General features: G+C 59.3%; 16 protein-coding genes. 14 read left to right on the top strand and 2 right to left on the bottom strand.

The genetic code is table 11. The features are described 5' to 3' along the window. Positions 1 to 21: 21 nt before the first annotated feature. The 5 genes from QP324_RS05715 (at position 22) to QP324_RS05695 (ending at position 6,828) form a co-directional block, all read left to right on the top strand. On the top strand, positions 22 to 1,635 hold the full coding sequence (locus tag QP324_RS05715; RefSeq protein ID WP_284814984.1) for a 1-acyl-sn-glycerol-3-phosphate acyltransferase: 1,614 nt from the start codon (positions 22 to 24) through the stop codon (positions 1,633 to 1,635). Between the two features lie 298 nt (positions 1,636 to 1,933). Next, positions 1,934 to 3,658 carry a glycerol-3-phosphate dehydrogenase/oxidase gene (locus QP324_RS05710; RefSeq protein WP_284766605.1) on the top strand — a complete coding sequence of 575 codons (1,725 nt, stop codon included), beginning with the start codon at positions 1,934 to 1,936 and terminating at the stop codon, positions 3,656 to 3,658. Positions 3,659 to 3,661: 3 nt separating this feature from the next. Continuing rightward, positions 3,662 to 4,399, top strand: a complete 738-nt coding sequence (locus tag QP324_RS05705) for an MIP/aquaporin family protein (protein WP_005325393.1) — start codon at positions 3,662 to 3,664, stop codon at positions 4,397 to 4,399. A 28-nt stretch (positions 4,400 to 4,427) separates the two neighbouring features. Next, positions 4,428 to 5,975 (top strand): glycerol kinase GlpK, encoded by a 1,548-nt coding sequence (gene glpK / locus QP324_RS05700; protein ID WP_239274041.1) that lies wholly within the window; start codon positions 4,428 to 4,430, stop codon positions 5,973 to 5,975. A gap of 22 nt (positions 5,976 to 5,997) precedes the next feature. Next, positions 5,998 to 6,828, top strand: a complete 831-nt coding sequence (locus QP324_RS05695; protein WP_284814983.1) for an HAD family hydrolase — start codon at positions 5,998 to 6,000, stop codon at positions 6,826 to 6,828. Here the strand turns inward: QP324_RS05695 and QP324_RS05690 are convergent. Then, positions 6,825 to 8,723, bottom strand: a complete 1,899-nt coding sequence (locus QP324_RS05690; protein ID WP_284814982.1) for an N-acetylmuramoyl-L-alanine amidase — start codon at positions 8,721 to 8,723, stop codon at positions 6,825 to 6,827. The genes QP324_RS05695 and QP324_RS05690 overlap by 4 nt on opposite strands. Before the next feature lie 146 nt (positions 8,724 to 8,869). Here QP324_RS05690 and glf point away from each other — a divergent pair, with 146 nt between their 5' ends. The 3 genes from glf to QP324_RS05675 all read left to right on the top strand — a co-directional run bounded on the left by glf (position 8,870) and on the right by QP324_RS05675 (position 10,958). Next, complete coding sequence (gene glf, locus QP324_RS05685; RefSeq protein WP_040425343.1) at positions 8,870 to 10,066, top strand: UDP-galactopyranose mutase; 1,197 nt, start codon at positions 8,870 to 8,872, stop codon at positions 10,064 to 10,066. A gap of 40 nt (positions 10,067 to 10,106) precedes the next feature. Then, positions 10,107 to 10,289, top strand: coding sequence for a DEAD/DEAH box helicase (locus tag QP324_RS05680; protein ID WP_239278600.1), 183 nt, complete (start codon positions 10,107 to 10,109; stop codon positions 10,287 to 10,289). An 81-nt stretch (positions 10,290 to 10,370) separates the two neighbouring features. Beyond that, positions 10,371 to 10,958 (top strand): three-helix bundle dimerization domain-containing protein, encoded by a 588-nt coding sequence (locus QP324_RS05675; protein ID WP_284814981.1) that lies wholly within the window; start codon positions 10,371 to 10,373, stop codon positions 10,956 to 10,958. Here QP324_RS05675 and QP324_RS05670 read toward each other — a convergent pair. Beyond that, positions 10,955 to 12,199, bottom strand: coding sequence for a hypothetical protein (locus tag QP324_RS05670; RefSeq protein WP_284814980.1), 1,245 nt, complete (start codon positions 12,197 to 12,199; stop codon positions 10,955 to 10,957). The genes QP324_RS05675 and QP324_RS05670 overlap by 4 nt on opposite strands. A 124-nt stretch (positions 12,200 to 12,323) precedes the next feature. On the opposite strand from QP324_RS05670, the gene QP324_RS05665 reads away from it, so the two are divergent. The 6 genes from QP324_RS05665 to QP324_RS05640 all read left to right on the top strand — a co-directional run bounded on the left by QP324_RS05665 (position 12,324) and on the right by QP324_RS05640 (position 19,959). Further along, a complete protein-coding gene (locus QP324_RS05665) occupies positions 12,324 to 14,276 on the top strand; it encodes a glycosyltransferase (protein ID WP_284814979.1) in 1,953 nt (650 codons plus the stop codon). Then, positions 14,266 to 14,781 (top strand): phosphatase PAP2 family protein, encoded by a 516-nt coding sequence (locus QP324_RS05660; protein ID WP_284814978.1) that lies wholly within the window; start codon positions 14,266 to 14,268, stop codon positions 14,779 to 14,781. The genes QP324_RS05665 and QP324_RS05660 overlap by 11 nt, the downstream gene beginning before the upstream one ends. Beyond that, positions 14,774 to 15,754: a decaprenyl-phosphate phosphoribosyltransferase gene (locus QP324_RS05655; RefSeq protein ID WP_250409107.1), complete on the top strand. Its 981-nt coding sequence runs from the start codon at positions 14,774 to 14,776 to the stop codon at positions 15,752 to 15,754. Before QP324_RS05660 ends, QP324_RS05655 begins: the two co-directional genes overlap by 8 nt. Before the next feature lie 53 nt (positions 15,755 to 15,807). Then, a complete protein-coding gene (locus QP324_RS05650; RefSeq protein WP_284814977.1) occupies positions 15,808 to 17,502 on the top strand; it encodes a hypothetical protein in 1,695 nt (564 codons plus the stop codon). A gap of 137 nt (positions 17,503 to 17,639) precedes the next feature. Then, positions 17,640 to 18,653 (top strand): alpha/beta hydrolase family protein, encoded by a 1,014-nt coding sequence (locus tag QP324_RS05645; protein ID WP_284766617.1) that lies wholly within the window; start codon positions 17,640 to 17,642, stop codon positions 18,651 to 18,653. Between the two features lie 160 nt (positions 18,654 to 18,813). After that, positions 18,814 to 19,959, top strand: a complete 1,146-nt coding sequence (locus QP324_RS05640; RefSeq protein ID WP_284814976.1) for an HNH endonuclease signature motif containing protein — start codon at positions 18,814 to 18,816, stop codon at positions 19,957 to 19,959. Positions 19,960 to 19,961: the final 2 nt, after the last annotated feature.

The raw sequence follows: 19,961 nt of genomic DNA, 5'->3' as shown, positions 1-19,961 counted from the left end.
CCGCCGTCGTCCTGGAGAGTTATGAACGCTGCGACGAATTTCCTGTACCGCCAGATCACCCACATTGGCAGGGGGGTGACTCTGGCACAGGGATTAAAAATGCGCCTTTCGGGGGAAGAAAATATCCCCGATCAGGGCGGCGCGGTGTTGGTCTGCAACCACACCGGCTACATGGATTTCCTTTTCGGCGCCTTTTTGGCCTATCGCAAGAAGCGTCTCGTACGCTTCCTGGCTAAAGCTGGAATCTTTAAAGCCCCGGTGGCAGGTCCGTTGTTGAAGGCCATGCACCACGTGCCAGTTGACCGTATCGATGGCAGCGCCTCCTTCCGCCAAGCGGTACAGCTGGCCAAGGACGGCGAACTCGTGGGCGTGTTTTCTGAAGGAACAATTTCCCGCAGCTTTGAAATCCGCAGCATGAAAAGTGGCGCCTCTCGTATTGCCTATGAGGCGGGGGTGCCGGTAATCCCACAGGTCATTTTTGGTTCGCAGCGCCTGTGGACCAAGGGGCACAAAAAGAACCTGGGGCGGACCAAGACCCCTGTCTTTATTACCGCCCTCGAACCGTACTATCCCACCGGCGATGCGGAGGCTGATACCGCGGAGATTCGACGCCGTATGCAAGAGGCGTTGGAAGGACTATGGGAGCAGTACGAAGCCGAATTTGGACCCATGCCTGCCGGTGAATACTGGGTGCCCGCCCGTAAGGGTGGAGGGGCTCCTACCCTTGAAGAGGCAGAAGCCCGCGATGCTGAAGTAGAAACAGAACGCCACCGCGTACGCCGACTGCGCGACGATCTAGTGGGCCTCAAAGAACGCGTCTCCGTTACTACGGTTGACTTGGTGCGCAACCACATGGCCGCCGCCAAGGGAAAAGACGGGGAGGAGCCAAAGAATAAGGCGCGTACCGCTCCGGAGACCCTGGAGTGGATCAAGAACAACCTCAACGCCGTAGTAGAAGAGGCAACCCGCGGCTTGGATGAAGGTCGCGATAAGGTCGCGGATGTCATGGCGCAGCTGAAGTCGGAGGTCGCGCAAACCCAAGCGTCCATCGCGGCCAGCAGCAAGGAGATATGGGCCGGTTCCGTAGCAGAGCAAGGCCTTTTGGCGGCAGCTACCCAATCCCGGCTTATCGTCTCGCGTTTGCCGCACCGCATGAAGGCGCAATTCTCTTCCATCCCCCGCGTGGTAGTGGCGCACAGTAGCGCGCTGAATTGGGAAGATGGCGCGCTGACTCCGCGATTGCACAAGGCTTTGGCGGAGATCTATCCGGCGGCCGAAGTCCTGATCGTGATATCACCCGCCGGTGAGGTGGATGTTCCGCAGGCCGTGTGGAGCGTTGTCCTTGATGAGGATGCTGTGCAGCCGCGTCTCGATACCAATGCACTCTCCGTCACTGCCGCGACCGCGGTACAAGGCGTGGAGCGCATCCTCGAGGATCTGCAAGCTAAGCCGGAGGAGGCCCTGGTTTTTGCTAACGAGCCAGGAGATGAGGATTTCCTTGACTGGATGCCGGTGGTGGCTTTGGAAACTGCCCCTATTGAGGTGGTCAAGGGCGCCCAAGCGGTCACATATTCTGCGGAGAAAGCCGGAATGTCCGAAGTGCTTGAAGTGATGGCACGGTTAGCGCAGAAATAGCGCGGGCTTTGCGTCTGCTTTGCACCCCCGACAGGGGGTGCTTTTTCTTTTCGGGTGGCTAAGTATTTTAGGAAAAGTTACTGCTTACGGGCCTGAAACCTACGTGTGAGTAACCATCTGTGTAACTGACTCCCGTGACTCCTATCATAGGTTTAAGGAGATAAAATCTCTGCAGCCGTGGTGTGAATCTTTCCACCGAAACCACAATTTAACTGCTCTTAGCTGTGCTTTTGCCATCTCATTCATGGATTTATGGCGCAGGCACATGCAAGCACCAAGGAAGGAGATGCGGTCAGCAATGACCCAGCAAAGCAACCAATCCTTTAACCCCGAATACTTTGAAAATCTATGGAATGGGTACGCGGATAAGGAATACGACGTAGTCATCATCGGTGGCGGTTCCGTAGGCGCCGGTGCGGCAGCGGACGCCGCTACCCGTGGCCTCAAGACCGCCGTCATTGAGGCGCGCGACTTCGCCGCAGGTACCTCTTCTCGCTCCTCCAAGATGTTCCACGGTGGCCTGCGCTACCTGGCCATGTTTGACTTCCGCCTGGTGGCGGAGTCCCTCAAGGAGCGCGAGCTGAACATGTCCACCCTGGCACCCCACCTGGTGAAGCCGCTGAAGTTTATCTTCCCGCTGACCCACCACGTATGGGAGCGCGTGATGATGTTCGGTGGCTTTACTCTTTATGACCTCATGGGTGGCTCGAAGAGCGTGCCAATGCAGAAGCACCTTACCCGCAAGGGCGTGCTGAAGGTGACCCCGGGTCTGAAGGACGATGCCATTGTGGGCGGCGTGCGCTACTACGACACTTTGGTTGATGACGCCCGCCACACCATGACCGTGCTGCGTACCGCCGCAGAGTACGGTGCCGATGTACGTACCAATACCGAGGTCATTGGCTTTGACAAGGACCGCGGCGGCCGCATCGTAGGCGCCAAGGTACGCGATACCGCCACCGGCCGCGAGACCACCGTGCGCGGCAAGGTCTTTATCAACGCCACCGGTGTGTGGAATGACAAGATTCAAGAGATGGCCGGCGTGGAGGGCAAGTTCACCGTTCACGCCTCCAAGGGCGTGCACATCGTCGTGCCGAAAGATGCGCTCGATGCAGAGGCAGCCCTGTGCTTCGTTACCGAAAAGTCCGTTCTCTTCGTTATCCCGTGGGGCGAGTACTGGATTATCGGTACCACCGATACCGATTGGGAAAAGGGCCTCTCCTTGCCAGATCCGGCACCAACCAAGTCCGATATCGACTACATCTTGGATCAGGTTAACCAGCGCGTGCGCCGCAAGATCACCCGCGATGACATCGTGGGCGTCTACTCCGGTCTGCGCCCGCTGCTGTCCGGCAAGTCCGATTCCACCACCAACCTTTCCCGTAACCACGCGGTTGCGCGCGTGGCCCCAGGCATGGTTTCTGTTGCCGGCGGTAAGTACACCACGTACCGCGTCATCGGTAAGGATGCCGTGGACCTGGCAGTGGAGGAGCTGGATACCAAGGTCCCGGAGTCTATCACCGAGCAAACCCCGATCCTGGGCGCCGCCGGCTACCACGCCTTGGCCAACCAGGTCCCATCCTTGGCTCGTCGCTACAACCTGAGCGAGAAGTTCATTGAGCACCTGCTCGGCCGCTATGGCTCCCTGCTGGGTGAGGTTTTGGCACCGGCAGCTGAGGACGCCTCCCTGCTCGAGCCAGTTCCTGGTGCCGAGTCCTACCTGTGGGCCGAGGTCCGCTACGCCGTCACCCACGAGGGTGCATTGCACTTGGAAGACATCCTGTCCCGCCGCCTGCGCATCGCCATCGAGTACGGCGACCGCGGTGTGAACGCTGCCCCGGCTGTTGCTGATTTTGTAGCACCGCTGCTGGGCTGGAGCGACGCCGACAAGGAGCGCGAGGTATCCCAATTCAAGGCCCACACGCAGGCCGAACTTGAAGCAGAAGCTGCGGTAACTGACCGTGAGGCCAATGACATTTTGGTACGCGCAGGATCCGCCCGACCCACCCAAAACGAGGTATAAGTTATGACCGGATTTGATGCATTCCTGTGGGAGTTTATCGGCACTGCGTTGCTGCTCCTTCTAGGTAACGGTGTATGTGCGCTGGTAAACCTGCGCACCTCTGGCGCACGCGGCTCCGATTGGATAGTTATTGCCCTGGGCTGGGGTATGGCGGTTTTCGTCGGCGCGAGCGTGGCCGATCCCACGGGCGGGCACCTTAACCCCGCCGTCACCGTAATGTTGGCCGTCAATGGCTCGCTCGAGTGGTCCCTGGTTCCGTACTACTTCCTGGGCCAGATCCTCGGCGCTATCCTCGGTGCCATCCTGGCATGGGCTGCCTTCAAGCAGCTTTTCGACGCCAATAATTACGACGACGCCGGAAACGTCACCGGCGCCAATAAGGACACCAACGGTATCTTTTTTACCAAGCCGGCACATCCTAAGAACGGCTGGAATGCGGTAACGGAGTTCATCGCCACCTGCGTGCTGCTGATGTTCATCGCCTTCGGCCCCACCGGCGGCGAGCTTGGCCCAATGAGCTACTTCGCTGTTGCCTTCGTTGTTGTGGCGGTCGGTCTGTCCCTAGGTACCCCCACGGGTTATGCCATCAATCCGGTCCGTGATCTGGGCCCGCGAATTGCCTATGCATTCATCTTGCCCATCCAGGACAAGGGCAGTGCGAACTGGGGCTATGCTTGGGTCCCTATCGTGGCCCCTTTGGTCGCGGCCGTAGCCGTTGGCCTGTTGTCCGTTGCGCTCTAATTCCATCTTCGTATAGGAGACAAGACACATGACTAACAAGAAATACGTCGCCGCTATCGACCAGGGAACCACGTCGACGCGCTGCATCATCTTTGACCACAACGGCGAGCAGGCTGCCGTTGGCCAGCTCGAGCACGAGCAGATCTTCCCGGAAAAAGGCTGGGTAGAACACGATCCGGAAGAAATCTGGAGCAATACCCGTCGCGCCGTCGGTGAGGCTCTTGCCAATGGCGACATCACCGTGGAAGACATTGACTCGGTAGGTATCACCAACCAGCGTGAGACCACCGTGGTGTGGGATAAGCACACCGGTAAGCCGGTCTACAACGCCATTGTCTGGCAAGATACCCGTACCACCGCCATCTGTAAGGAACTCTCGGGTGAGGAAGGACCAGAAAAGTGGCGCCGCCGCACCGGTCTGATCATCAACTCCTACCCGGCGGGACCGAAGGTGAAGTGGATCCTCGATAACGTCGAAGGTGCCCGCGAGCGTGCTGAGGCAGGCGACTTGCTCTTCGGCACCATTGATAGCTGGCTGCTGTGGAACCTCACCGGCGGCGCCGAGGGCGATGCCGGCCGCGAAGCGCTGCACGCCACCGACGTCACCAACGCTTCCCGCACCTTGCTGATGGACATCGAAAAGCTGGAGTGGGATGAGGAACTGTGTAAGGAAATGGGCATCCCGATGTCCATGCTGCCGGAGATTCGCCCGTCCCTGGGCGATTTCCGTACCGTGCGTGAGCGCGGCTCGCTCTCCGGCGTGCCTATCCGCGCCATCCTGGGTGACCAGCAGTCCGCGATGTTTGGCCAGGGTTGCTTCCGCGCAGGTTCCGCAAAGAATACCTACGGAACCGGCCTGTTCCTCCTGCTGAATACGGGTACTACCCCGAAGTTCTCCGAGAACGGCTTGCTGACCACCGTCTGCTTCCAGCGCGAGGGCGAGCGCCCCGTGTATGCCCTCGAGGGTTCTGTATCCATGGGCGGTTCCCTGGTGCAGTGGCTGCGCGATAACCTGCAGATCATCCCCAACGCTGCGTCCATCGAAAACCTCGCGCGCGAAGTTAAGGACAACGGCGGCGTCTATATCGTGCCGGCCTTCTCCGGACTCTTCGCTCCGTACTGGCGCCCGGATGCTCGCGGCGTCATCGTGGGCCTGACCCGCTTTGCTAACCGCAAGCACTTGGCTCGCGCCGTGCTCGAATCCACCGCGTACCAGACGCGCGATGTTGCCGACGCTATGGTGGCGGACTCCGGCGTGGAGATTACCGAGCTGCGCGTGGATGGTGGCATGACCATGAATGAACTGCTGATGCAGTTCCAGTCCGATATCCTCGGCGTGGAAGTACACCGCCCGAAGAATATCGAGACCACCGCCACCGGCGCGGCCTTCGCGGCAGGCTTGGACAATGGCTTCTGGGATGACCTGAGCGTTTTGGGTAACCAGGAAGGAGACATGAAGGTGTTTAAGCCGAAGCGCGAGAAGGAAGAGGTAGAGGCCCTCTACCGTGACTGGAAGCGCGCTATTAAACGTTCCTTGGACTGGGAGGATAATGAGGACGAGGACCTGAACATCTAAGTCCTGACGTAAACTCGCGGGTATGGAGAATTTCCCTTCCCGCGCTCCTCGCCTCATCGCGAGCGATATTGACGGCACCCTGCTGGACCGCAACCACCGCGTCCCGCGTCGCAACCGTGACGCCGTAGCGCGGGCAGTCCAACAGGGTGCCTATTTTGCGCTTTCTACTGGCCGTCCGTTTCGCTGGATAGCCCCGGTGCTGGAACAGCTGCCCGTGCGGCCGGTATGCGTGACCTCGAATGGTGCTGTGTTGTATGACTCCGCAGAGGATCGGGTGATGTCCGCCCATGAGCTTTCGCCTGCCGCGTTGGCGGAAGTGGTGGACGTGGCCCAGACCGTACTTGGCTCCGTGGGCTTTGGTGCGGAGCGGGCTGGGGGCTCGCTTGCCGACGCCGTCGAGGACCTCTTCGTAGTCGAGCGCCACTACTCCGAAAACGCCCTGTTTGAGGGCTTTGGCGTGGTCAGCATGGGTGAGCTAGTGGGGCAGCCGGCGGTGAAGTTCCTCATCCGCAACACGGACTACTCCGCCCCTGAGCTCTATGAGCTCATTGCGCCCTACATCGATCCGGAGCTCGCGCACCTGACCTATTCCATGCAGGAAGGAATCTTGGAGGTTGCCGCGCCCAATGTGACTAAGCGCCGCGGGGTGGAATGGCTGGCGGAGCACACCGGCGTCGCCCAGCAGGAGACTATTGCCTTTGGGGATATGCCCAACGATATCGAGATGCTGACGTGGGCCGGCTGTGGTGTGGCCATGGAAAACGCCCACCCAGAGGTTAAGGCGGCCGCGGATGCGGTCACCGTGGCTAACCACCAGGCGGGCGTCGCGAAGGTGCTAGAGCGCTGGTTCTAGTCGGTGAAGATGTCTACCTTTTCCGTTTCGGTGTTGTAGACAATCTCGCCACCCTGGAACTTCACGCGGATTTCCTTGCCATTCTTTTCCTCGTTGGAGGTCGGCAGGCCGAGCTTGGAGGCATTATCGCCCTCGGACCACTTCTTGGCAATCTCACCCGTCAGGGCCTTAGTGCCGGACTCCTTGGAGGAGAGCACCACGCCATTTTGGAAGAGCTGGTAAAGGATCTTGCCGCCGTCGGTAGTATCCGGGCCGCCGACTGCCAAGCCTAGGACTGGGCCGAAAGCGTTGAGAACGGAGGTCCACGATTCCTTCAGGCCTTCGTTGCTGGAGACCTGGACAACCTTATTGACAATCTCCGGGATATCGCCGGTGGTCAGGTTGCCCGCCACCTTCTGGTCGGTGTCTGGCTTCTGCAGACGATCGTTGGCAATGAGGACGCCAAAGACCGCGGCCGCAATGCCGGCGAGGGCCGAGATGGTGGAGACCGGTACCTCGACCTCGCCAAGCGAGGACATGATTTCTTCGCCCGCCTGCTGCGGAGTCTTGGGGGTATTTGGCTGTGGAGACTTTTGCCAGTTCAGGTCCGTGCTATTTTTGCCGGACTTGATGGAATCCGCCTTGCGTTTGGTGTTCTTACGGATTTCATCCCAGTGGCGCATGGTGTACTGACCTGGGCACGCCGTGTTGTGGAAATCATTGTGGCCTGCGAAGGCCGGCACGGTGGCCATGGTACCCGCCGGGAACTTGGAGCCGTAGAAGCCGCCGGAGTACAAGCTAGCCTTGCCCATCGGATCGATGCCGGAGGTAGCAGCCTTCCAGCCGGCAATCTCAGCCACGGAGTTGAGCATCTCACGAGACGGTTCCGCTGTCTCGTAGTTGCCAATCATGGAAATGCCCCAGTTATTGGAGTTGAAGCCACCCACGTGGGCGCCCTGGACAGCCTTGTCCAAGCCGCCGTAGCGGCCCTCGTAAATCGTGCCGAACTTATCCACGAGCACGTTATATCCGATATCGCACCAGCCTAGGGTTTGCGCGTGGTACTCGTAGGCGCCGCGTACCTGTGCCGCTGCCTGTGCACGGGTGTAGTTATTGGTACCCGCGGTGTGGTGCAGGGTCATGGCCTTAATGCCATCGTCGTAGGTGGGCTGCTGGCAGCGCTTAGATTCGTCTGCGCCCCAGCCGGCGCGGGTGACCACCTTGGGCATGCCCGCGGTTTCTGCGGTGGGCTCGATGGCTTCGCCTTCCTGGGCGTTACCGTCGATAAACACGGCGTCGAGATCCGCAACCTGGGTGCGCTCATCGGCCACGGGGGAGATATCGCCGACGTTGTACGCAAGCGGCGCGGGGCGATTGGCGTCAGCGCCCTTGGCGGCCTTGTCCAGGAGGGAGTCTTCCTTCTTGTCGAGGTTGGAACCGGTCACGAGGTCAACGTTGGCCATAGAAACCTGCACATCGTTGGTATCGCCCACGAAGATGAGCTCGGTGCCGTTCTTGCCTTCGGTGTAATTCATTGCGTCCATGGGCAGCCACTCGCTCCAGGAACCGTCCTGCTGCTTGGAGCGGACGAAGGAGTTGATATCTCGCTTGCCCTCCCAGGTGACGGCGAACATGTTGAAGGCTTCGTCGCGGTGGAACTGCTTGACCGCGCGGCGGCTTTCGCCATCGCCCTGTGCGGCTACGGCTGGGTCATCGACGACGATGGATTCGCCGTCGCTGAAGCTAGAGGAGGAATTTTTGACCTCAATGGGGCCGCCGTTGCCGGAGTCTTGGGTCTTGAGAACTTGCTGTCCGCCGAATGCGGCCGTTACGGCGAGCGTGATGGAAGTGACCGCCGCGATGACGGGGGTGGACCACTTTGACCTGGTGGGTACTAGTCGACGTCGTTGTTGCACTGTTATCTCCCTAGGGTTGTGCAGCTGTAAAAACGGTTGCCAAAAGTTAAGAGTTGATAGTGATGGTACTTTTGTGACTTCTGTGAAATCTGTTGCGACACGCCGATGCGCCGTGTCAGCTGCCGTAGTGCAATAAAGTGGAGACCATGACTTCTTATGACCTCATCGTTGTTGGCTCTGGATTTTTTGGTCTAACGGTTGCCGAGCGCGCCGCTAGCCAGCTGGATAAGAAGGTGCTCATTGTGGAGCGCCGCAATCACCTCGGCGGCAATGCCTACTCCGAGGCCGAACCCACCACCGGAATCGAGGTGCACAAGTACGGCGCGCACCTCTTCCACACCTCTAATAAGCGCGTGTGGGATTACTGCAATAAGTTCACCGACTTCACCGACTACCAGCACCGCGTCTTTGCCATGCACGATGGCACCGCCTACCAATTCCCGATGGGCCTGGGTCTTATCAATCAGTTCTTCGGCCGCTACTACTCCCCGGATGAGGCCCGCCAGCTCATTAAGGACCAGGCCGGCGAATTCTCCCCGGAAGAGGCACAAAACCTGGAGGAGAAGGCCATCTCGCTCATCGGTCGCCCGCTGTATGAGGCCTTCATCCGCGATTACACCGCAAAGCAGTGGCAGACCGATCCGAAGGAGCTGCCGGCCGCGAATATCACCCGCCTGCCGGTGCGCTATACCTTCAATAACCGCTACTTCAACGACACCTATGAGGGCCTGCCGGTCGACGGCTACGCGGCATGGCTAGAAAACATGGCCGATCATGACAATATCGAGGTCCGCCTCGATACCGACTGGTTTGAAGTGCGCGAAGAGCTGCGCGCCGAGTCTCCAGATGCGCCCGTGGTCTACACTGGCCCACTGGATCGCTACTTTGATTTTGCCGAGGGCGAGCTGGGTTGGCGCACCCTCGACTTTGACTTGGAGGTGCTGGATACCGGCGACTTCCAGGGCACCCCGGTGATGAACTACAACGATGCGGACGTGGACTACACCCGCATCCATGAGTTCCGCCACTTCCACCCGGAGCGCAAGGATAAGTACCCGAAGGATAAGACGGTCATCATGAAGGAGTATTCGCGCTTTGCCGATAAGGGCGATGAGCCGTACTACCCAATCAATACTCCAGAGGACCGCACCAAGCTGGAGGCATACCGTAAGCTCGCAGCCCAGGAGTCGAAGGATAATAAGGTTCTCTTCGGCGGCCGCCTGGGCACCTACCAGTACCTGGATATGCACATGGCTATCGGTTCGGCGCTGTCCATGTTTGATAATAAGCTCGCGCCCTTCTGGAACGAGGGCAAGGCCATTGAGCAGGAGCGTGGCCACTAAGCGCTATGCTTAATCACCTCTGAGGAAAGGAGGTGACGGCATGGCTGACCGCCGCATGTGGAAAATGTCGCCGGAGCGGCTGCAGGAGCATCTGAAATTGCGTAGCCGCGCATCGCGCATTCCCGATAAAAAGAAGGAACAGTCCAAGAAGGCCTGCCGGAACTCCCGGCGGGCCTTTCCGCTTTTCGGTGCAGAAACTATTGGGTTATTCCCAACCGTTTGACTTAACCCAACGTTAACTGTTAAAGTTAACTATAGGTTAACAAATATCAAACGGGACAATAATCCGAGAAAGGGGTTAACAATGAACCAGTTTGAAACCCTGCGCCAGGATCTGCACGAGAACTACGGCCACGAGTACACGGCCGCGGAAATCGATGCCAAGCTCGATGAGGTTATTGCCAAGCACACCAAGAAGGCGGAGCTCGATGAATTCGTGCCGCTTTTGGTGGAGCGTGAGGTGCGCGACTACTTCGGTGCTCACCGCCTGCACGTTCGCTTTGCTGCCGGTACCAATAATGCGTTGGCTCAAGCCGCAGCGGAACTAACCCGCAAGCACGCCGGTGACGCCCTCTTTGTAGATACCGCCGTTGCTCACCCAGAAAACGAAGCGGAAGGCCACCTTGCCCACGTCATGAACGAGCGCGGCATGGGTGAGGCCCCGAATAAGTACCTCGATGAGGTGCGCACGGTAGCGATGCCGGATTACATCGTGTTCTTGGGCCGCGAGATCGAGCGCGATGAGGCGGGCAAGGACATCAAAATCTGGGATATCGCTGCCGCGGATACTGTGGAGGAGACGCGCGAATTGGCTGATGACCTCGAAGTCCGCGTGCTCTACATGCTCAACAAGCTGGGCATCGATCCGGTAACCGAGCCGGTCAACGCCTAGAAGCGATATGGGTTGGGCAGCTGGGAGGAGACGTTATTGTTAGCCACCCAGAAGCCCGCAAACCTATAGGGCATGTAGTGAGTGCCCATGCCGGGGCGCCATTCCGGCGTCCCCAGAAGCGGGGGAGTTTTGCGGTCGCGCTGCGGATATAGCCTTTCTGGCAGCGCGCCCACCATGGGGTGGTAGTCCTTGAGGACTCGAGCGAAGGCGGAGTCGAAGTCTTCCCGCGACAGATCCTGGGACAGGTCATTAATGCGCTGCGTTATCTGGCGCAAGCTGGCGTTGTCGGGCTGGCGGGAGAGCGCCGCTTGGGCGTCACCAAGCAGCCATTGCACCTCGCCTGCGCGCACCGCGGTATCGCCGGTGCAGAAATTTTCCAGGGAATCTATCTGTGCTGCGGCCGTATTGATTTGCTTGAGCGCTTTGTAGGCCTCCTTGATGGAAGCAGCGTGCAGGGAATAATCCTGGATGTTCTCCAGCGCCTTGAGCGTCGGCCGCGCATCAGTGTACTGATTGACCAGAGAGCGCCACTGTACCTTTAGGTAGTCGCCCGCCAAGGAGGAATGCAGGGCATTAATCCGCGCCTCCGTGCGCGCGATGAGCTCCTCGGCCCCGTCGCGAGCGCCCTTAATATAATCGAAGCGCTTGCGCACTCGGGCGCGGCGGATGAACAAGTAAGTAATGAGGCCAACCGCACCAAGGACCACGATCGCTAACGTAGCAGCAATGAACACGGACCACGTGGGCACATTCTGCGTATATTGCCGGCGCACGGTGGTATCCGCGGCGGCGCGCGTCGCCAAGATCATGCCGACGGTATAGTCATCGTCCGCCAGCGCCGGCCGCATCTGGTCCAAGATGCCGTCCATGCGGCCCTCGTCATAAATCTTGATGTCTTGGCACACCTCTGTGCCGCAGTGCACAGCCATACTATTGGGCTCAAAACCTACCGCGATGACGAGCACATTTTTCTGTAACTCACTTCCGCTGATGAAATGTGGATGCTCGCGGGCCAAGTCTTGGAATAGAGTCCGGGAAAAATCCTCGCCTGAATTCGGATACGTAGCGTAGAGAACCTCGTGCACGGAATCCGGCAAATGCATGGACTGTGCTTGCGATTTAATGGCGTCTTCGTCCGAATTGCTGAGGATTTGGGCGTGGTCCAGAAACTCCACCGCGGGCTTTTCCTCTGCGATAGCGGCGGGCGCGCTGGCTACAGTGAGAAGACCTACTGCTGCCACGCAAGGAACCCATCTCATGAGGTTCCATCATACGGGCTCCGCGTGTAAACCGTAGTACTTATGCAAAAGCAACTACGCTAAATCGCTGACTACTGTTTATACCGTTTGGAGAATCGAAGCTATCGTGACTGCCAACAACACCCAGGCCCATGAGCCCCTGCAGCGCATCCTGCTGCCTAAGCGTGGCGAGCCCTTTGATGTGCGGATGCTCTACCTCATCGAAGCCGAGCAAAACCGCGAACGCCTCAGCTGGTTTAACCGCACGTCCGTAACCATTCCTGCCGGCGAGGAAGCCTCTTTTGAGACCTACTTCAATGCCTTCCCGGCTTCTTATTGGCGCCGTTGGTCGCAGCTGCGCTCCGTCATTCTCAGCCTAGACATTGAGGGCCAGGCAAATATTTCCCTCTACCGCTCCAAGCAGGATGGCCAGCGCATTTCCGTGGCCAACCACCTGGTAGGCACAGGCCACCACGAGTTTGAGCTGCCGCTTAAAAACTTCGAGGACGGCGGCTGGTTGTGGTTCGATATCACCGCCGAGCAGGAAACCACGCTTGCCGACGCCGCCTGGTGCTCCCCCCATGCCCCCGGCCCGCAGCTGCTGCCGGACGGCACCGAACAGCCGGCGCAGGACAAGCGCGTGGCGGTTGGCATCCCCACCTTTAACCGCCCGACCGATGCCGTGGCAGCGCTCAAGGCGCTGGCCGAGGACCCGGTGGTAGATGAGATCATCGACTTCGTCCTCATGCCGGACCAAGGCAACCAGCACCCGGCCGATGAGCCGGGTTACGACGAGGCGGTGGCCCACTTTGGCGACCGCTTCCGCGAATTCCGCCAGGGCAACCTGGGCGGCTCCGGCGGCTACTCCCGCATCATGTACGAGGCGCTGGAGAATACCGATTCGCCCTTCATCCTGTACATGGACGATGACATCGCTATCGAGCCGGACTCCGTACTGCGTGCGGTTCAGGCGGCCCGCTACGCCGCCAAGCCCATTGTCGTCGGCGGCCAGATGCTTAACCTGCAGGAACGCTCCCAGCTGCGCACTACCGGCGAGCAGGTTAACCGTGCCGATTTCATGTGGGGCGCGGCGCCGCACGCCGTCTACGACCACGACTTTGCTAAGTACCCGCTGCGCGCCATCGGTACCCGCGAAACCCACCTGGATCCGAAGAAGTACGATTCCCGCGCGCTGCACCGCCGCGTTGACGTGGAGTACAACGGCTGGTGGATGTGTCTCTTCCCGCGCATCGTGGCAGAAACCAACGGCCAGCCGCTGCCGCTGTTTATCAAGTGGGACGATACCGAGTACTCCCTGCGCGCTGCGCGCAACGGATTCCCCACGGTGACCTGGCCGGGCGCCGCTATCTGGCACATGGCCTGGGCCGACAAGGACGATGCCATTGACTGGCAGGCCTACTTCCACCTGCGCAACCGCCTCATCGTTGCCGCGATGTACCACGAGGGACCGGCCAAGGGCATTACCAAGTCCATCTTTAAGTCCACCCTCAAGCACACCATGTGCATGGAATACTCCACCATGGCCATCCAAATTGAGGCCATGCGGGACTTCCTGGCCGGGCCGGACCATCTCTTCGACATCCTGGAGTCTTCACTGCCGCGCATCGCACAGATCCGCAAGAACTATTCCGATGCCGTCATCCTGGAATCCGCCGATGAGCTCCCATCTCCCACTGGCGCGCCGGGCGTGCCCACCCGCAATATCGGCGGCCGTCTGGCCAAGATTAAGAAGATCCCGTGGGCCATCAAGGGCCTCAAGCACCTCGTCAGCAAGGAAGACGCTGCGCACCATGAGGCGCCGCAGCTCAACCTCACCCCGGACGAGGCCCGCTGGTTCACCTTGTCCCGCGTAGATTCGGCCACTGTGTCCACCGCGGGTGGCACCGGCGTGGCCTTCCGCAAGCGTGATCGCGACCTAGCCAAGGACCTCGTGACCCAGACCCGCGAACTGCTGAAGGAAATCGAGGAAAACTTCGATGACCTGCGCGCCGAATACCGCGCAGCACAGCCGGAGCTGACCTCGCGCGAGTCCTGGAAGAAGGTCTTCGATGCCCAATAAGCTTTCTGTAGCAGAATCGCGCGTCCTCGAATCCATCCAGGGTGCGGCCTTCGACGTGCCCGGCGTGCTTCCCACCGCCCGCGGGCTTAGCCACTGGGGCGAGCATGCCTTGGGCTGGATAGGCAGCGCTGCGGTAGGGGCGGGCATCGACAAGCGCCGCCGCGAAGGCTGGGTCCGTGTTGGGGCCGCCGCCTTCCTCGCGCATGCCGCCAGCGTGGTGCTCAAGCGCATCGTGCGCCGCAAGCGCCCGGACTATCCGTACGTGCGCGTGGGAGTAAAAACGCCCTCTAAGCTCTCCTTTCCCAGCTCGCACGCGACTTCGACCACCGCATTCCTGGTGGCGGTAAGCCGCCTGACCGGCCGCAAGGCGCCCCTTTTCGGCGTGCCGGTAATGATGGCATCGCGTATGGTGCTCGGAGTGCACTACCCAACAGATACGGCCGTGGGTGCGGCCATCGGCGCTGCTACCGCGGAGGTTGTGATGAAAGGAATGAAGCATGAGTGATGATGGAAACCAGCACTTTTTCCATTCGGAACCGCACACCTCCGGCGTAGATACCGGCCGCAAGCGCAAGCCGCCGAAGAATCTTGTCGATGGCATGATTAAGGCCCTGCGCCCCAAGCAGTGGGTCAAAAACGTCCTGGTGCTCGCCGCCCCCGCCGCAGCCGGCGCCGATGCGTTGTTCCATGGCCGCGTGCTTCTCGACGTCCTCTTGGCCTTCGTCGTCTTCTGCCTCGGCGCTTCCTCCATCTACCTGATTAACGATGCGAAGGACTGGCGCGAGGACCAAGAGCATCCGACCAAGCGCTTCCGCCCGATTGCCTCGGGCGTGCTGCCAATTAAGCTCGCCTATGTCATGGCCGTGGTGCTCATCGGCCTGTCCATTGGCCTGTCTTTCCTTGCCACTGCCGGCCCGCAGCTGGCTATCGTGATGGCGATTTATATCGCGTTGCAGTTGGGCTATTGCTTTGGCTGGAAGCATATGCCGGTGATCGATATTGCGCTGGTGTCCTCCGGTTTCATGCTGCGCACTATGGCCGGTGGCGTAGCCGCAGGCATCGAGCTGTCCCAGTGGTTCTTGCTGGTGGCGGCCTTCGGTTCGCTGTTTATGGCCTCTGGCAAGCGCTACTCGGAAATCCTGTTGGTAGAACAGACCGGCGCGAAAATCCGCAAGTCCTTGGAGGGGTATACTCCCACCTACCTGCGCTTCGTGTGGACCCTAGCCGCCACCGCTGTGGTCATCTGCTACACCTTGTGGGGCTTCGAACTCGCAAATGACGCCCAGACCGGTGGCGTGTGGTACCAGATTTCCATGGTGCCGTTTACCATCGCCATCCTCCGCTATGCGGCCGATGTGGACCGCGGCCAGGGTGGCGCACCGGACGAGATTGCACTGGAGGACCGCACTTTGCAGGTTCTCGCCTTGGCTTGGCTTGCCTGCATTGCCATGGCGGTTTATATCATGCCGTTGTTCTAGACACAGCGGAATCGATATAGAAATTTTCTGCGGGGCTGATAAACTTTCTCCCCGTGCTTAACACCGACCACAAGAGTATCGCCCGCTGGAGTGCCCCAGCGGCCGTTCTTGTGATCGGTGTTTTATCTTTCTGGGGCGGCTTCGCTCGCCGCTGGATTTCCGATGACGGCCTCATCGTCCTGCGTACCGTGCGCAATCTCGAAGCTGGAAACGGGCCCGTGTTCAATATGGGCGAGCGCGTGGAGGCCAATACTTCCACGCTATGGCAGTACCTCATCTTCCTTGTGCGCTGGGTTTCCCACGCAAACCTGGAAGGCATCGCCATTTACTTGGGTCTTTTCTTGGCGGTAGCGGCAATGGTTGTGGGCACGGGGGCGTCGGCAAGCATGCGCTCTGGAGCGGTCCTTCCGGCCGGCGCACTTGTGTATTTGGCCCTGCCACCGGCCCGCGACTTCTTTACCTCGGGCCTGGAATGGGGCCTGTGCATCTTCTACCTTGCGGTGCTGTGGTGGCTGCTGCTGCGGTGGTCGCGCCCGCGCCGCCACTCCGGGAGCAATAGCGACGCCTATTGGCTCGCCTTCTGGGCCGGACTGTCCTGGCTGGTGCGCCCAGAGCTCGCTCTGTACGGCGGCCTGGTGGGAATCGTGCTGCTCGTATCCCACCGCTGGTGGAAGATTCTTGCCGTCGCAGTGCCGCTGCCGTTGGCCTATGAGATTTTCCGCATGGGTTACTACGGCCTGCTGACCCCGCACACGGCCGTGGCCAAGTCCGCGGCGGGTTCCGAATGGGGCAAGGGCTTTACCTACCTGGCGGATTTTGCCGGACCGTACTGGCTCTTCCTGCCGCTTGTCGTGCTTGCCATTGCGGGTCTGTGGAAGGCGGACCTGCGCCCCACGGCTCTGCGATCCACCGCCACTGCCACGTATCTTTTTGTGGGCGCGGCGCTCATCCATACGCTTTACGTCTTGCGTGTGGGTGGAGACTTTATGCACGGCCGCATGCTGCTGCTGCCACTTTTTGCGTTTCTGCTTCCGATTTTTGTCGTTAGCGTACGCATGTGGATCGTCTCCGTCCTCTGCGCGGTGTGGGCGCTGGTTATCGTTCTGCGCGGCCATCCGGTGGATCGCAGCATCTATGCGGATGAAATTTCCATCGTGGACGAGCGCGATTTCTGGACCTATGCTACCCAGCGCCAGGATCCTCCCATGCGCGCCGAAGAGTTCCTTGGTGCCAAGTTTATGGAGGACTACCAGGAGGGCATCGACGAGCTAGAGGCCGGCGACGCCATGACCTTCCGCTATATCAAGGGCGAAGATAGGTTCTCGTGGACGGCCACGCCTGCAGACCCTTCGCGCACCGATCCGCCGACCGTTTACCTGCTCAATTTGGGCCTGTCTTCCATGAATGCGCCGCTGGATATTCGCGTGTTGGACAATATTGGCCTCAGCAACCCTTTGGCAGCGCGCCAGCCGCGCATCGAGGGCGGACGCATTGGGCACGACAAGAGCTTGGATATGTCGTGGCAGGTGGCAGATTCCGCGGCCGATATTGACGAGATCCCGGCGTGGATTGATAAGTACGAGGCGGCCAAGGCTCGCGCCGCGCTTGCCGACGCCGATTTTCAGAAACTCTTCGCCACATACAGGGAACCCCTAACTTGGGACCGTTTCTGGAAAAATATTAAATTCTCCCTGACCGACGGCCGGACCCTCACTTTTTCTGCTAATCCCTCTGACTACCTGCGTTAATCCCTTTAAATGCAGACTTTAGGGGGAACCTAAGTTACACTATTCTGTGACATTGTTATCGATCCGTGACGTTAACGGTATACAGGTTCCGGACGATAGAACTTAGTGACAATCACCGAGTAGTTTGAAGGAGAAAGATGACTGCATCCATCAAGGGTCGCGTCCTTTCAGTCATCATGGCAGTTGCCGTAGCTTTGGGCCTGGCCGTCGTGGCGGGTTCCCAGCCGGCAGAGGCAGCCAACCGCGACTGGCTGCGCCGTGACGCCACTGGTACGTGTGAGTGGGACAAGGTCGGCTGGTGGGTCCAGCGTTGCGACGTATGGTCCCAGGCTATGGGCCGCACCATTCCGGTGCAGGTTCAGCCGGCAAAGCGTGGCGGCAATGCTGCCCTTTACCTGCTGGATGGCCTGCGTGCCACCGAGCGCACAAACGCATGGGTAAATGACGTTAATGCTGCCAAGACCTACGAGCCGCACAACATCACCCTCGCTATGCCCGTCGGTGGTGCTGCTTCCTTCTATGCTGACTGGCAGGGTCCTGCTACCTACGACCTGGAAAATCCGGTCAACTACAAGTGGGAGACCTTCCTGACCAGCGAGCTCCCTGGCTACTTGGAGCGCAACTTCGGTGTTGCCCGCAACAATAACTCCATTGCTGGCCTGTCCATGGGCGCTGGTGCCGCTCTGACCCTGGCTGCTAAGCACCCGAACCAGTTCCGTCAGGCGCTGTCCTACTCCGGCTTCCTGACTACAACTGTCCCCGGTGCACAGACATTCATGCGTCTAGCCATGTTGGATGCGGGCGGATTCAACATCAACGCTATGTACGGTTCCCTGTTTAACCCGAAGCGTTTCCAGAACGATCCGCTGCTGCTTATTCCGAAGTTGCGCAATACCAACCTGTACATCTCCGCAGCCTCTGGTGTCCCAGGCGCCGGCGATAGCCACTACCTGCCGGAGCACCAAGCGGCAGGTGCCGCACTTGAGGTCGGCTCCAATATCACCACCCGCGTGTGGGAAGGCGCCGCTCGCCTGCAGGGTCTCAATCCAACCGTGAGCTACCCGGCCCAGGGGCTGCACAACTGGGAGCAGTTTGGCTACCAGCTCAACCGTTCTAAGCCCCAGGTGCTTAACGTTATGAACGCCTGGTAATTCTCGCGGCCTGATCCTCCTTCCTGATGGAAGGGGGATTTTCTTTTGCGCAGCATATCGAACAAATATGCGTCTAACTATTGCGGGTGTCTCGGCATTGCGGTATTCTATGGATGTCAGTTCGATTGGGTGTGCGAAATTATTCAGAGGGGGAGATTTCGTGACTACTGCTACCGCACCACCAAAACAGGCGTATTTTTCTACCAATGACATGGAAGACACCGTGTGTGTCATGGCCATGGTGCAAAGAATTCAATCATGGCAACTGTTCCAGGCAGTGTTGCCACAGTTAGAAGACGACGTTGATTGCACGCTGGCCGTGTTGTCTAAGAGGCTCGGTCTTTCGCGATGGCGGGTATCAAGTGCGATCCAAGCCCACTTTCGGATGCGCGAACTGCCGCTTACTACCGCGGTACAAACGGAACACTGGATTTTGGACCTTCCGCGACTCCAAGTCATTGACGTGGAATTGCGCCCCCTCGGCGAGGGCGAAGCGCAGATCCAACTGGTTGATGCGGCCTTGGCAGATTTCCTCACGCCCAAAGACCCAGGACAGCATGTGCCGACGGAACCGGAAATCCGAAATTTCCTGCGCGGATTCATTGATGGGCTGCTGAAGCCAGATTTGTCGGCGCAAATCGAGCGTGCAGTGTCGGTGTCCTATTCGGGTGGACAAGCCACGATCGTGTTGAAGACAGATAAGGCCACTGCGGTGGCGATCTCCAGGCATGTTGATAAAGCGGCAGCACAAGACGGGGTGTCAAAGGCGGAAGCGCTGGAAAATCTGATCTTTAACCGCACTAGTACCAAGGTGGTGATTAACACCTATCGTACCGGCGAGGATCCCTCCCGCGTTTTTATTCCTAGCGCCGGATGGTGCGATCTGGGGGAGGACTTAGCACATGACTCTGCGGTGCGAACTCTAACCGCCAAGGACGTCGAAAAGTATGTTCCCTCAGAAGAAATACGTGCCTGGGTGCAGGGACGGGATGCGACCTGCCGGTGGCCAGGGTGTTCAATGCCAGCGCACTATTGTCAACTGGATCACCGAGTGGAGTACGGCGACAAAGGGCCTACCAGTGTGGGAAATCTGGTGAGCCTGTGCCAGCATCACCATAACGTGAAGACGGATGGTCGGGTGCGATACATCATGGACCCGTTTACCGGAGATATTGTCTGGATGTTTGAGGATGGTACTTACGAAGTGGACCGAGCGGCAGGTCCTCTCGCACCCCGGAATATTCATTGGAAGCTGACGTGGGAGCGATTCCTCAAGCTTAGGAGGGGATCATTGCAAGGCTTGTGAGT

The organism is Corynebacterium sp. UMB0012, from assembly GCF_030216265.1.
Lineage (GTDB): Bacteria > Actinomycetota > Actinomycetes > Mycobacteriales > Mycobacteriaceae > Corynebacterium.
This window is presented reverse-complemented; position numbering and strand designations above follow the sequence as displayed.

Bases quoted from the DNA above. Each gene is read 5' to 3' on its own strand.
- QP324_RS05660 (WP_284814978.1), top strand. From the start codon at position 14,266: ATGCCCAATAAGCTTTCTGTAGCAGAATCGCGCGTCCTCGAATCCATC.
- QP324_RS05710 (WP_284766605.1), top strand. From the start codon at position 1,934: ATGACCCAGCAAAGCAACCAATCCTTTAACCCCGAATACTTTGAAAAT.
- QP324_RS05680 (WP_239278600.1), top strand. From the start codon at position 10,107: ATGGCTGACCGCCGCATGTGGAAAATGTCGCCGGAGCGGCTGCAGGAG.
- glf (WP_040425343.1), top strand. From the start codon at position 8,870: ATGACTTCTTATGACCTCATCGTTGTTGGCTCTGGATTTTTTGGTCTA.
- glpK (WP_239274041.1), top strand. From the start codon at position 4,428: ATGACTAACAAGAAATACGTCGCCGCTATCGACCAGGGAACCACGTCG.
- QP324_RS05675 (WP_284814981.1), top strand. From the start codon at position 10,371: ATGAACCAGTTTGAAACCCTGCGCCAGGATCTGCACGAGAACTACGGC.
- QP324_RS05655 (WP_250409107.1), top strand. From the start codon at position 14,774: ATGAGTGATGATGGAAACCAGCACTTTTTCCATTCGGAACCGCACACC.
- QP324_RS05705 (WP_005325393.1), top strand. From the start codon at position 3,662: ATGACCGGATTTGATGCATTCCTGTGGGAGTTTATCGGCACTGCGTTG.
- QP324_RS05695 (WP_284814983.1), top strand. From the start codon at position 5,998: ATGGAGAATTTCCCTTCCCGCGCTCCTCGCCTCATCGCGAGCGATATT.
- QP324_RS05645 (WP_284766617.1), top strand. From the start codon at position 17,640: ATGACTGCATCCATCAAGGGTCGCGTCCTTTCAGTCATCATGGCAGTT.
- QP324_RS05715 (WP_284814984.1), top strand. From the start codon at position 22: ATGAACGCTGCGACGAATTTCCTGTACCGCCAGATCACCCACATTGGC.